This window comes from Sphaerochaeta sp. UBA5849 (genome assembly GCA_002432715.1).
In the GTDB taxonomy this organism is placed as follows: Bacteria; Spirochaetota; Spirochaetia; order Sphaerochaetales; family Sphaerochaetaceae; genus Sphaerochaeta.
This window is the reverse complement of record DJGJ01000049.1, coordinates 74,124-87,186: the sequence shown is the minus strand read 5'-3', so window position 1 is coordinate 87,186 and position 13,063 is coordinate 74,124. Positions and strand designations below refer to the sequence as shown.

12 protein-coding genes are annotated in these 13,063 nt (G+C 52.4%); 9 read left to right on the top strand and 3 right to left on the bottom strand.

Annotation, left to right across the window (positions count from 1 at the left end):
- Positions 1-174 precede the first annotated feature (174 nt).
- The 6 genes from B3K89_RS08805 to B3K89_RS08780 are packed head-to-tail and all read left to right on the top strand — an operon-like array spanning position 175 to position 5,083.
- The gene (locus tag B3K89_RS08805; RefSeq protein ID WP_345907286.1) at positions 175-1,674 is read left to right on the top strand and encodes a transposase; all 1,500 of its coding nucleotides are present in this window, start codon (positions 175-177) and stop codon (positions 1,672-1,674) included.
- Positions 1,675-1,683: 9 nt separating this feature from the next.
- The gene (locus B3K89_RS08800) at positions 1,684-2,283 is read left to right on the top strand and encodes a GGDEF domain-containing protein (RefSeq protein WP_345907285.1); all 600 of its coding nucleotides are present in this window, start codon (positions 1,684-1,686) and stop codon (positions 2,281-2,283) included.
- A 48-nt stretch (positions 2,284-2,331) separates the two neighbouring features.
- Positions 2,332-2,577 carry a FeoA family protein gene (locus B3K89_RS08795; RefSeq protein WP_345907284.1) on the top strand — a complete coding sequence of 82 codons (246 nt, stop codon included), beginning with the start codon at positions 2,332-2,334 and terminating at the stop codon, positions 2,575-2,577.
- A gap of 33 nt (positions 2,578-2,610) precedes the next feature.
- Entirely contained in the window at positions 2,611-2,835 is a 225-nt protein-coding gene (locus B3K89_RS08790; RefSeq protein WP_293895002.1) for a FeoA family protein, read from the top strand.
- Between the two features lie 51 nt (positions 2,836-2,886).
- Complete coding sequence (gene feoB, locus B3K89_RS08785; RefSeq protein WP_293895005.1) at positions 2,887-4,917, top strand: ferrous iron transport protein B; 2,031 nt, start codon at positions 2,887-2,889, stop codon at positions 4,915-4,917.
- 10 nt (positions 4,918-4,927) lie between these two features.
- Positions 4,928-5,083, top strand: a complete 156-nt coding sequence (locus B3K89_RS08780; protein ID WP_293895008.1) for a hypothetical protein — start codon at positions 4,928-4,930, stop codon at positions 5,081-5,083.
- On the opposite strand, the gene B3K89_RS08775 is transcribed toward B3K89_RS08780, so the two are convergent.
- From B3K89_RS08775 to B3K89_RS08765, 3 genes are all read right to left on the bottom strand, one after another.
- A complete protein-coding gene (locus B3K89_RS08775; RefSeq protein WP_293895011.1) occupies positions 5,075-6,190 on the bottom strand; it encodes a sigma-54-dependent transcriptional regulator in 1,116 nt (371 codons plus the stop codon). The genes B3K89_RS08780 and B3K89_RS08775 overlap by 9 nt on opposite strands.
- A 143-nt stretch (positions 6,191-6,333) precedes the next feature.
- On the bottom strand, positions 6,334-7,125 hold the full coding sequence (locus tag B3K89_RS08770) for an RsmE family RNA methyltransferase (RefSeq protein WP_293895014.1): 792 nt from the start codon (positions 7,123-7,125) through the stop codon (positions 6,334-6,336).
- The gene (locus tag B3K89_RS08765) at positions 7,122-8,552 is read right to left on the bottom strand and encodes a S41 family peptidase (RefSeq protein ID WP_293895017.1); all 1,431 of its coding nucleotides are present in this window, start codon (positions 8,550-8,552) and stop codon (positions 7,122-7,124) included. The genes B3K89_RS08770 and B3K89_RS08765 overlap by 4 nt, the downstream gene beginning before the upstream one ends.
- 82 nt (positions 8,553-8,634) lie before the next feature.
- Here B3K89_RS08765 and lgt point away from each other — a divergent pair, with 82 nt between their 5' ends.
- Genes lgt through gpmI form a run of 3 tightly spaced genes read left to right on the top strand, consistent with a single transcriptional unit; the run spans position 8,635 to position 13,019 of the window.
- Positions 8,635-9,591 (top strand): prolipoprotein diacylglyceryl transferase, encoded by a 957-nt coding sequence (lgt, locus tag B3K89_RS08760; protein ID WP_293895020.1) that lies wholly within the window; start codon positions 8,635-8,637, stop codon positions 9,589-9,591.
- Positions 9,575-11,344: an aminopeptidase P family protein gene (locus B3K89_RS08755; RefSeq protein ID WP_293895023.1), complete on the top strand. Its 1,770-nt coding sequence runs from the start codon at positions 9,575-9,577 to the stop codon at positions 11,342-11,344. The genes lgt and B3K89_RS08755 overlap by 17 nt, the downstream gene beginning before the upstream one ends.
- A 28-nt stretch (positions 11,345-11,372) precedes the next feature.
- Positions 11,373-13,019 carry a 2,3-bisphosphoglycerate-independent phosphoglycerate mutase gene (gene gpmI / locus B3K89_RS08750; RefSeq protein WP_293895026.1) on the top strand — a complete coding sequence of 549 codons (1,647 nt, stop codon included), beginning with the start codon at positions 11,373-11,375 and terminating at the stop codon, positions 13,017-13,019.
- Positions 13,020-13,063: the final 44 nt, after the last annotated feature.

The window sequence follows — 13,063 nt, the reverse complement described above, 5'->3', positions numbered from 1 at the left end:
AACACGCTTTCCAATAGTCAGGCATGTCAGGGACCCACTCATCGCTACATTTGCCTCATTCCGCCAGAGAAATCGTCATGGATTTCTTGGATTTCGGTGTATTCCAGCCTGTCCTTCCCTTGTGATTATAGTCTATTTATTATATAATTAGACTATAAAGAAAAGGGGGTCCTCATGCCGATTCCAAAAGAGATCCTGGCCGTCGAGCGGCCGAAGAATTCCATCGTCATCGCATACGGAAAGAACCGCGACCGGTATGCCGTCAGGGCAAGGATCGGCTGCCGCAGCGACGGGGACCGGAGGCTTCCGGTCAACGGGCCCACCATCGGACACATCGTCGGCGGCAGGTACGTCCCCCTCGAGGAGGAGGCATGCCGCCCCGTCTCGGCATCGGCGGCGGACCTCAAGGATTGGGCCAACGTCGTGCTTGCGCAGAAGCTTTTCGGCAACATGCTCGACGAGCTTCGCGAGGTCTACGACAGCGACGACGCACTCAAGATCTGGTGCATCGCCGTGCTCAGGGTCTGCTTCGGCGGGATAAAGGACTGCGAGCTGAAGGATGCCTACGAGGAGAGCTTCCTCTCCGAGCTGCATCCGGGTGTCGCCCTCTCGAGGAACACGGTATCGGCGTTCCTCAACGACCTGGGCCGGACCTGTTCCAAGATCACGCTGTTCATGCGCAGCAGGACCGCCCGCGTGGGGTTGGACCACCACCTGCTGATAGACGGGACGCTGAAGTCGGACGAGTCGAGGGTCAACTCGCTCTCCGACTTCTCCCGCAAGGCCAGGACGAAGGGCACGAGGGACATCTCGGTGCTGTACGCCTACGACCTCGAGGCCGAAGAGCCGGTATGCTCCAAATGCTTCCCCGGCAACATGCTCGACGTCACCGCCTACAACGAATTCATCTCCGTGCATCATATTACGAAAGGGATCGTGGTGGCGGACAAGGGCTTCCCCCAGTCGGCCGCGAAGCAGCACTTCCAAGAGAATCCCGACCTTCACTACCTCAATCCGCTGAAGAGGGACTCCAGGATGGCCTCGGATCTGCACATGCTTGAGTTCACCGCCCTGCTGGGCGGGTATGAGGGGATAACCTACCGGAAGGAGAGAGCACCCGACGGCAGGTTCCTCTATTCGTTCCGCGATGCATACAGGGCGGCGAAGGAGGAGTCCGACTGGCTCAAGAGGAGCAGGAAGAAGAACGACTACAGCCTTGCCGGCCTGCAGAAGGCAAGAGCGGTGTTCGGCACCGTGGTCCTGGAATGCGACCTGGACACCGACGCCGAAACCATCTACAAGGCCTACTCCAAGCGGTGGGAGATCGAGTTGGTCATGCGCTTCTACAAGTCGGCCCTTGAATTCGACGAGACGCGCGTGCACGACGACTACAGCGTGATCGGAAGCGAGTTCTGCGACTTCCTCTCCTCGGTGCTCACCTTCAGGATGATCCGTGCATTCGACGAGGCCAAGCTGCTTGAACAGATGACGTACAAGAAGATCATGAAAATACTGGCACGGGCGAAGATGTTCAACGACCCCGCCCGTGGATGGCATCTGATCAGGATAAACCCCTCATACGAGGAGATTCTCAAACGGCTGGACATCCATCCTACGGAGAAGCTGCAACCCAAGAAAAAACGGGGCAGGCCTCCCAAAATCAAGCATGTATAGTCTCACTCATTGGGAAAGTTGTATTCAATACTTGGTCTTTTTGTTATTCACTCCCTGCTTTTGGTGTATCTCGAGCAACGAAGAAACAAAAAGAGCGAACATGTTCTCGAACAACAGGCCTATCAGGATCCCTTGACAGGGGTCGGAAACCGACGATACGGGCTGATGGTGATCAAGGATCGCTTCATCCAATTCAAGCGGATGCAAACCTCGACCATGGTAGCCCTTTTCGATGTTGATTACTTCAAACAGATCAACGACACCTATGGCCATGATATCGGGGACCGGTGTCTGGTGCAGCTCTCAAAATCCATATCCCAGGTTATCTGTACAGAGAACGCCCTCTTCCGATGGGGAGGCGATGAATTTTTAATTGCATGTCCCGCTGACCCCATGGACGAGCTTGAAAAAGTAAAAAAGACATTGCTTGAAACAACCCGGGCAAGTATCGTCATGCATGACGGAATAGCAATTACGTTTACCATTTCCGCCGGAATATCCACGTTTCTTCCTTCCGATACTTCGGAGGATCAGGTTCTCAAGCGGGCGGACTCCGCCTTGTACCGAGCCAAGCAGCTTGGCCGGAATCGAGTCGAAGTAGAATTGTAAGAAAAAAGACTTGACAAACAGTACAAGAGAACGGTATAAAATATCTGAATGTTAGCAATAGCTAACTATGGAGGAATCATTATGCCCCTTTCCTTTGCCCAAGCTGGAGAAACACGCAAAATACTTTCCTTGCAGGGAGACGACACGATGAAACAGCATCTGCTGGACATGGGCTTCGTTGCAGGACAAATCGTACAAATCATCGGCAACAGCAATCAGGGCCTTGTCCTCTCCATCAAAGGCGTTCGCCTTGCCCTTAACCGCGGTTTGGCACACCGCATCAATGTTGCATAATACCGTTCGAAAGAACGAAGAGAGGTTTGATGGATGACACTCGGAGATTTGCGTCCTGGAGAGAAGGCACGGGTTCTGAAGATCGGGACCCAAGGAATGTTGCGGCAGCGCATTTTGGACATGGGAATCACCCCTTCAGTCGAAGTGAAGCTTGTAAAGGTTGCTCCCTTGGGAGACCCCTTGGAGCTCACATTGCGCGGATATCAGTTGAGCTTGAGAAAAAGCGATGCTGCGTTGATTGAAGTTGAAAGAGACTAATATTTTTTCTACCAAAAGTTAGTAATAGCTAACATATAGAAGGAGTCTTCCATGCCCATTACCATTGCCCTTGCCGGAAATCCGAACTCCGGTAAGACTACCGTATTCAACGCCCTGACCGGATCGAGACAACACGTAGGGAACTGGCCCGGAGTGACCGTCGACAAGAAAGAGGGGCAGTACCGCAAGGACAAGAATCTGACCATTCTCGATCTTCCCGGAACCTATTCACTCAGCCCCTACAGCGCTGAAGAAATCATCACCCGTACGTATATCGTAGAAGAGAAGTCTGCCTGCATTATCGATGTATTGGATGGCACTTCTCTTGAGAGGAATCTGTATCTTGCCCTGCAGATCATGGAAACCCAGGCGCCCACCGTGCTTGCAGTCAACATGATGGATGAAGTAGCGGCACGAGGAGATATAATCGATTTCGCCCGCCTGGAGGCTGAGCTGGGTGTTGCTGTTGTTCCGATAGAAGCGAGAAACAACAAAGGCCTTGACGTGCTCATGGAAGCTGTATATCGGACAATAGAGCAGAAACGCAAACCCAAACACCTGGAAATCTACTCCTTGGCAGGAAAGGTCGACGAGGATACCCTTGCCGACCGTCGGTATGCCTACATCCAGTCATTGATGGAAACCTGTGTCAAAAAAACGGGTGTCCAGGGTGTTCGGTCCGAGAGTGTGAGCGACAAGCTTGACAAGGTGTTGACTCATCGATTCTTTGCACTCCCTGTCTTTGCCTTGGTCATGTATATGTTGTTTGCCATGACATTCAGTGAGAACTTCCTGTTCATACCCGGCCTGCCCAGTCCCGGCATAGCCCTTGCAGCCTTGGTGGAAACGGTGTGGGGTGGCTTGACCGATGTGGTTTCCGTCTTCCTCGAAAACGCCGGGGCCTCGGATTGGGCCTACAGTCTGGTAGTCGACGGCGTGTTGGAAGGAATCGGGGCGATTTTTGGATTTCTCCCCCTTATTTTGGTGCTTTACCTGCTGATGAGCTTCTTGGAGGACAGCGGCTATATGGCGCGGGTTGCCTTCGTCATGGATAGGATTTTCAGACGATTCGGGCTTTCCGGACGCTCCTTCATCCCCCTCTTGATGGGATTCGGCTGCTCTGTACCTGCAATTATGGCAACAAGAACCTTGGACAGTGAAAAAGATCGCAGGATCACCACGCTCTTGTGCGGGTTCATGCCCTGTGGAGCGAAGCTGCCGATCTTCATCATGTTCGTCTCCGTCTTCTTTGCCGAAGGAAACAAGACCCTGGTCCTGTTCTTCTTGTATGCGCTCAGCCTATCGGTTTCGATTGTCGTCTCGCTTATCATCAACCGCATTGCCTACAGGGGCCAGGTTTCCAACTTCTTGATGGAACTTCCCCAATATCGTCTTCCCAAGCTTCGCTCGGTGTGGATCCATGGGTATGAGAAGGTGAAAGGCTTCGTACAGAAAGCGGGAACCGTTATTCTCGCAGCCACGATTCTTATTTGGGTGCTTTCGAACTTCAATGTGCAGTCCTTCACCGGTCAGAATCGTCTTGAACGGGGAACCGTGCTCTCTGAAATGGATAACTCCTTCCTGGCTTCCGTGGGGAAAACAGTGGCTCCTGTGTTCAAGCCGACCGGCTTCGGGGCCTGGAGACCGACAGTAGGCATTGCCACAGGCTGGATTGCCAAGGAGATGGTGGTTGTTACGCTGGCACAGCTGTACAGCGAGGACGTAAGTGAAGCGTATCTTGAGCAATACTTTGCATCGATGGATGCAGATGCATTGGCAGAACTGGGGTTTTCCGATGGGATTTACTCACCCGATGAGGCTTTTGACATCTATACCGAAGCGGTGTTGATGGAAGGTGGTGATGAGCATGCTTTGAGCACCATCCATGCCGATATTCCAACCAAGCAGGCAGCCCTTGCCTACATGGCTTTCAATCTCCTTTGCATGCCCTGTTTTGCAGCGGTAGGTGCAATGAAACGGGAATTGAAGAGTTGGAGGCGCACTGCTTCTGCAGTAGGAATCCAGATGGCGACAGCCTATATCGTGGCGCTGTTGATCAACCTGGTCGGTTCGTTGTTCTAGGAGGTGAAGCATGATCAACTACGTTATTGGATTCGGTTCAGCATTTTTTCTTCTCACCCTGTTTGCCAAGGCCATCCGTCGAAGAAGGAGAATCAAGGCGGGCAAGGAAATGTTGCACATGTGCAGTGGATGCTGCTCCTCCTGCAATGCAGATTGCTCACACTAATTCAATGTCCTTCTCTGTAATGCTTATTTCCTCTTGTTCCCCACTGGCTATGACACCCCGCCTGAGGGTGGAGAACAGCTGTCTTACATTGCCGGGCCAATGATAAGACTGCAAGAGTTTCAGGCTTTGCATCGATACTTCTTTTTGAGGTGCATTCAGACTCAGATAGTGGGAGCAAAGCTGGGGAATATCTTCCTTATGTTCACGAAGAGCAGGCATATGGATGCAGGTATCGGTAATACGGTATAAAAAATCCCTGCGCATCACATTGCGGTGGATGAGAGCGGAAAGCTTCTCATTGGAGGCCGTGATGAGTCGGAACTTGGATATTCTCAGCTGTGTTTCTCCGTACCTTCGATACTGGCCTGTCTCCAACAGGCGCAAGAGGTGTGCCTGGAATTGCAAGGTGAGATTTTCCACTTCATCAAGGAACAACGTCGATTGATGGGCCTCGTGCACAAGACCGGGAAGCTCCGTCTTTCCGTCGGTAAAAGCACCCTTGGCATGACCGAAAAACATGGAGTTGCCCAAGGCGCTGTTGAGTAGCGAGCAGTTCACCGAGACAATGTTCCTATGGGGATATTTGAGATGATGCAGATAGTTGGCGGCGATCTCCTTGCCTGTTCCTGTCTCTCCGTACAGATGGACGGAACAATCCTGATGGGCATACCGCTTCAGCTGTTCCCGTACCAAATGCATGCAATCGCTTTGCCCGATCAGCCCGCTTGGTTGGTACGAGGCTTTTTCCTGTACTGCTTCTTGCTGTTTCAGCGTGTCCAAGTATTCAAACAATTTCGGATAATTCAACTCATCCCGCTTCACACAAAACAATTTCAGATTGCTTGTGGCCGGCACCGGGTCCGACTGGTCCTTTTCCAGACACAGAAGGATGGGAACCTCTGTTTGTCTGTCGGACAAGAGTTGCAGGAACCATTGGTACGAGCCCTTGCCTAATCGGTTGTCGATGATTATGAGTACCGGTTGTTCCGTCTGCAGGGCTGCAAGGGCTTTTTCAGCCATGGAAAACTCACGAAGAAAACTGGTTGTAAAGTGCGACTTGAATTTTTCCTTGAACCGCCAATCAGAGGAGACGATGAACAAAGACATAGAAACTCCTAACAGATGGATATAGGAAATCTCGGTTGGAAGATCTGAGAAGTATGAGTGTTTTTCGATTATTCCCACGAAAGATTCTGAAAGTAAGTGTTACTTGGTTCTACTCTTGTTACGAGAGGTGTACCGGTTTAATTTCATGCTTCCGTGAGCAGGACTTGTATGGCGGAAAGGGCATAGAGGCCGGCTGTTTCACTTCGAAGAATATTGGTTTTCAACAAGACGGGATGAAATCCCGATTGCTCCAGGAACAAGCACTCTTCATCGCTGAAACCTCCCTCCGGTCCAATAAGGACGCAAACAGGTACGTGGAGTGGATGGCCCTTGAGCAGGGAAGTAAGCGTTTCCTGCTTCTCTGAACGCATGCTTTGGTGGAAGAACATGGCCAAGCCGCGATCAGCCCACCAGGTCGGGACGTCCTTCAGCTCAAGCACCTCTGGTACAAGGTGCGTGGGAATGGGAGACCCGCTTTGCTGCAGGGCCTCCTTGATTTGGGCGTCAAGGCGCTCAAAACGGGCTTGTACCGCTTTCTCTTTCTTGTCTGAAAGATCGGTGACGCAGTACCTGCTTGAAACCAAGGCAAGCGTTGCAGCACCGATTTCGGTGGCCTGGCGAAAAATCTGTTCCTCTTTCTTTCCTTTGCAGAGACATTGAAGCAGCACCAGGTTGGGATACGGCCCCTGATAGGAAGGCAGGGTATCGGTGGTCTGAACCTGCATGGTCGAATCGACCTGCCGGCAGGAAAGCACGCAACCGCTGGCCGTAATCTCGGTGAGGGTGAGTAGAATCATATGGCCTTCGGTGTCGCGCCCGAGGATTTGCTGTCCTTTTTTCAGGCGCAACACCTTGGTCAGATAATGGCTCTCCTTGCCTTTCAGCTCAAGAACCGGAGCACCCTCATAGGAGCGAGGCAGTACCAACTGCCTCATTGTCCAGTCCTGATGAACTGAACTGCACGATTGAGCTGCTTGTCGAAGGTGGCATCGGCGATGGGTCGCTTGTCATAGGGCATCTTCGACAGATACTCGTTGCGAACCAGAAGCGTCAGCACTTCCTCGTCGATTCCTCGTTCAGCATACAGCTTTGCAAAGCGGCGGATGTTCTCTTCGCTCGGCTCTGGATTCTCCTGCACATAACTGCTGATCACCTTGTCGGTCATCAACTGCTCAAAGGCTGGAATCTCATCATCCGAAAGCTGCACATCCTCGACCAATATGTCCGGCTCGATTCCCAGCTTGTGGATGTTCTCTCCGTTGGGGGTGTAGTAGTGTGCCGTTGTCACCTGGGCGAAGCCCGAACCGAAGCGGAACACATCCTGCACGATACCCTTGCCGAACGTCTTCGTCCCGATGAGGGTAGCCCTGCCGTTGTCCTTCATGGCGGCGGCAAAAATCTCGGCGGAGGAAGCAGAGCCGGTATTGGTAAGGATGACGATGGGAAGGTTTGCAGGTACTTCCGCGTTTCCGGTGGATATATACCGTTGATCGCGCATCGTGCCTTTCTTGCCCTGGATGGTTACCAGCGTCTTGCCCTCCTCAAGGAAGATGTTCGCCGACTGCAGGGCTCCGTCCACAGCCCCTCCTGAATTGTTCCTCTCATCGATGATCAGGCCGACGATGCCCTGCTTCATCAACTTTTGTACGTGTTCGAGCAGTTGATTACCGGTTTGAGGGGTGAATTCAGAGAGAATGATGTACCCGATGTTTCCCTCAATGACTGTGCTGTCGACTGTAGGGGCGGTGATCATTTCCCGTCTGAGCGTCAAATCAAAGGAGGTCCCATTGCGGTAGACCGTGATGGTTACCAGGGTGTTTACCTCTCCCCTGAGCTTCATGCTCGCTTCGTAGCTGGTCAACTCGTCCACCTTCTCCCCATCGATGTGACTGATCAAATCACCTGCCATCAACCCGGCCCTTTGTGCCGGAGATCCGGGGAACGGTGAGACGATGGTGATCATATACGTGGAGGGATCGGAGGGGTCGATAGTATCCGGGGAGGGTTTATTCAGATACGTTCCTATCCCGCCATATACCCCGCTGGTTTCTTCCTGGTACTCCTTTGCCTTGGAGGGCGGAACATAAAAGGAGTAGGGGTCGTCCAGGGATGCGATGAGGGCGGAAGCAAGATCGTTGAACATCTTCTGCTTGTCAATCTCATCGATATAGATTGAATCGACATACCGGTACAGCCGTTCCAGCGAGGCCATATCGATAGAAATTTGGTCTGCTTCCATGCTTGTGCGGGTGGAAAGCGGAGCCGCAAGAATCTGCTCCATCGAACCACCTGCGAACAGGGGCAGGAAAGTCAGCAATACTATGAAACTAAGGCTAAGCCTGCGTATAATGGTTCTTCTCATATACTAAATATACAATATCAGAGAGGAAACGGCTAGGTTTTGTAGTATTGACCACACTCTTACAGCACATTACACTTGCCCCATGACACTATTCATCTCCTTCCCCAGCTGGATTTCGCCGGAAATTATCCCCGGCCTGCCTCTACGGTGGTATGGTCTGATGTACGTGGTGGCCTTCAGTATCGCCTACCTGATGATTCGTCTCCAGGCACGAAGGGGAGACATCGACCTCGATGCAGACCAAAGCCTGAATCTGGTTCTCTATTGTGTTGTTGGTCTGGTTGTTGGAGCCAGGCTCTTTTCTGTTTTATTCTATGATGGAACCACCTATTACTGGACTCATCCTTGGATGATTTTCTGGCCTTTCAGAGACGGCCGATTTGTCGGTTTGCCGGGTATGAGCTACCATGGCGGCTTGGTGGGCGCCATTCTCGGCGGCTGGTTGTTCAGCCGCAAATACCGGATCTCCTTCCTCCGTATCGCTGATACCGTCAGCTATGCCGCTCCCTTGGGTTATACCTTCGGACGGTTGGGAAACTTTATCAACGGCGAACTCTTCGGGCGTGTTTCAACAAGACCTTGGGCCGTCATATTCCCCGATGCGCCCCGTTTCTCAACAAACTATGAGTGGGTCCGAAATCTTGCCGATTCGCTTGGCATTGCTTATCAGGATGGAAACCTGGTAAACCTGCCCCGTCATCCCAGCCAGTTGTACGAAGCGCTGTTTGAAGGGATTCTGCTCTTTCTCTTTTTATGGTTTGTCATACGCAGGAAGAAGAATCTGAAAGCCGGCATGGGGCTGGCTTGGTATATGATCGGGTATGGGACGGTTCGGTTCTTCATCGAGTACTTCCGCGCCCCTGATGAGAACCTTGGGTATATTCTTGCATTGGGCAAACAATCGGACAATATTGCCTTGTTCCAATCCTTCTTCAACTTCTCCATGGGGCAGCTCTTCTGCCTTGCCATGATAATCAGTGGAATCGTCTTCGCACTTGTCTTGCGGAAAAAAGGAGCCTTGCATGTCTCACATAGATGAACGGGTCGCCGCACTGCGCACCCTTCTTGAAAAGCATGATCTTGATGCATGGATCATCAATGGAACCGATCCCCATCAAAGTGAATATGTTTGTACACGGTACAGGACCCGACAGTGGATCAGTTCCTTTACCGGAAGTGCCGGTACGGTGGTCATCACCAAGGACGCTGCTCTCTTGTGGGTCGATTCGCGGTATTTCATTCAGGCCCAGCAGCAGATAGCGGGCAGTGAGTTTGTCATGATGAAAGTCGACACTCCTTCGTATCCCGACCCCTATGACTACCTCAAAGAACAGCTTTCAGAAGGGAGCAGGGTCGGCATCGACAGTGCAACCCTTACCGTCTCCGCCAAGGCCTCCATGGAGGCTGCTTTTGCTGGAAAGCTGGAGGTGGTCCCCAGATCCGACCTTCTGGATGCAATCTGGCTCGATAGACCTGCTGTTCCTTCAAACAAGGTAGTCTCGGTTCCCAACGACATTGCAGGATTCAGTGCCATCCAGAAGCTTACCATGGTGCGTCTGGCCATGGCCCGCAAAGGGTGTGACTATACCGTTGTCTCCTCTCTTGACGACATTGCCTGGATTACCAATCTCAGAGGTTCTGATATCTCCTATAATCCGGTGTTCCTCTCCTATTTGGTAGTCGGCAGGCAGCAAGCCTGGTTGTTCACCAATCCAGATCGTTTTGATGCAGAAACCAAGAGCCTGGTCTCCTCGGATTTTGAGATTCTTGACTATGAAGCGGTGGTTTCCACCCTTTCAAATCTGTTCAAGGCCGATGATGTCATCTATTACAATCCCGATAAGACCAACCTTCTGCTTTTTGAAACGTTCCGAGCAAACAAGACCGTAAGCGGGCTCGATATCACAACCGACCTAAAGGCTTGCAAGAACGAGACCGAGTTGGAAGGGATGAGAAAGGCCCACCTGCTCGACGGTGTTGCCTTGGTGAATTTCCTTGCCTCCCTGGATACCCAAAACGGCAGGTATACGGAGATCGAGCTGAGCGATATGCTCAAGAGGCAGCGGAAGCGGAGTGCACACTGCATCGGAGAGTCCTTCTCCCCGATCAGCGGATGGGCCGCTCATGGGGCGATGTGCCACTATAGTGCCGATGAGAAGAGTAATGCGAAGGTGGCGGGCAACGGCCTGCTTGTCCTCGACACCGGCGGAATGTACACCTTCGGCCTTACCGATGTGACCAGGACCATTCTCTTCGGCATCCCCACCGAGGAGCAGAAACGTGACTACACCTTGGTGCTCAAAGGCAACCTTGCGCTTGCGAACATGCGCTTCCCTGAGGGAACCTGCGGGTATCAGCTGGACGTGCTTGCAAGGCAGTTCCTCTGGCAGCAGGGCTTGAGTTACTTCCACGGCACCGGCCATGGATTGGGGTTCCGGCTCTGTGTCCATGAGGGGCCTCATTCAATCAGTCCCAAACCGCTGGCGGTACCGCTGAAGAAGGGCATGATCGTCAGCGATGAACCGGGTGTCTACAAGGAAGGCCGGCACGGCATTCGCCTTGAGAACATCCTTGCAATCAAAGAGGATGTGAAAACTGAATTTGGACAGTTCTTGAGCTTTGAAGTCTTGACCATCTGTCCGTTTGAACGCACATTGATAGACAAGAATCTGCTTACCGAGGCGGAAATTGCCATGGTGGATGCCTACCACCAATGGGTCTATGCAGAATTGAAGGATTTGGTGGACGGTACAGCTCTCCCATACCTTCAGAGAGCCACCGCAAGGCTGTAAGCGGATATACGAGAAGGAGAATATACCAATGGTTGATGCATTGAAAAAAATGGGAAAGATTTCCCGCAAAGGTCCCGTCGTCCTGGTGATCATGGACGGAGTAGGATTCGGAAAATACAAGGAGGGCGATGCCGTTGCAGCCGCTCTCACTGGGAACTTGAACAAGCTGTATAAAACCAATCCATGGACCAAGCTGAAGGCGCACGGCTTGGCCGTCGGACTTCCCAGCGATGACGATATGGGAAACAGTGAAGTCGGCCACAATGCCATGGGCTGTGGACGGGTTTTCTCCCAGGGCGCAAAACTGGTGAACAATTCCATCGAAACCGGGGCCATGTTTGAAGGATCCACCTGGAAGAAATTGGTGGCCAATGTAAAAACCAATGCATCGACGCTCCACTTCATCGGCTTGCTCAGCGACGGGAATGTCCACTCGCACATCGACAACCTCAAGGCCATGATTGTCCAGGCCAAGAAGGAAGGGATTGCAAAGGTCCGTGTCCATGCCCTGCTCGACGGCCGTGATGTCGGCGAGGTCAGCGCACTTGAGTACTTCGATCCCTTTGAGGAATTTCTCGCTTCCCTCAACGATGCTTCCTTCGATGCAAGGATTGCCAGCGGCGGTGGCCGCATGGTTATCACCATGGACCGATACAATGCAAACTGGAACATGGTCCGCAAGGGTTGGGAGACCCATGTGTTGGGTGAAGGCAGGATGTTTGCAGGCGCCCATGAGGCCATCGTGACTCTTCGCAAGGAGAGCAAGGCCATCGATCAGGACCTGCCCCCGTTTGTCATCGCCAAGGACGGAAAGCCGGTGGGAACCATTGAGGATGGGGATAGCGTCATTCTCTTCAACTTCCGCGGCGACCGTGCCCTTGAGATCACCAAGGCTTTTGAAGCCGAGCAGCTCACTGAGTTCGACCGCAAACGCCATCCGAAGGTGGAGTATGCCGGCATGATGGAATACGACGGTGATCTGCATGTTCCCAGACAATTCTTGGTCACGCCTCCTGCCATCGACAAGACGATTGCTGAATACCTTTGTGCTTCCAAGGTGCGGCAGTTCTCAATCAGTGAGACGCAGAAGTTCGGACACATCACCTACTTCTTCAATGGAAACAAGAGCGGTAAGTTCGATGACAAGCTTGAAGAGTATGTGGAGATTCCCAGTGACATCGTTCCCTTCGAGGAAAGGCCGTGGATGAAGTGTGCAGAGATCGCCGACCGCGTCATCAAGGAAGTTGAGAGCGGAACATGGGACTTCATCAAACTCAATTTCCCCAACGGGGACATGGTAGGCCATACGGGCAACTTCCAAGCGGTTGTATGCTCCATGGAGGGTCTTGACCTGCAGATCGGCAGGATTCACAAAGCCGTCATGGAAGCCGGTGGCGTCATGGTCATCACCGCCGACCACGGCAATGCCGACGACATGTTCGAACATGGAAAGGATGGAAGTGTACAGTACAAGGAGAATGGCGATCCAAAGGCCAAGACCAGCCATTCGCTCAATCCTGTTCCCTGCATCATCTGTGACAGCAACTACCAGGGTGAGTATGAAACCGAGCTCAAAACAGGCTTGGGGATCAGCAGCATTGCTGCAACCTGCATGAACCTTCTCGACTTTGAAGCTCCCGCTGAGTATGATCCGAGCATCATTACCATGCGGTAAGCATGGTTTCATGATATGATTGACAGGGCCTTCGGGCCCTGTTC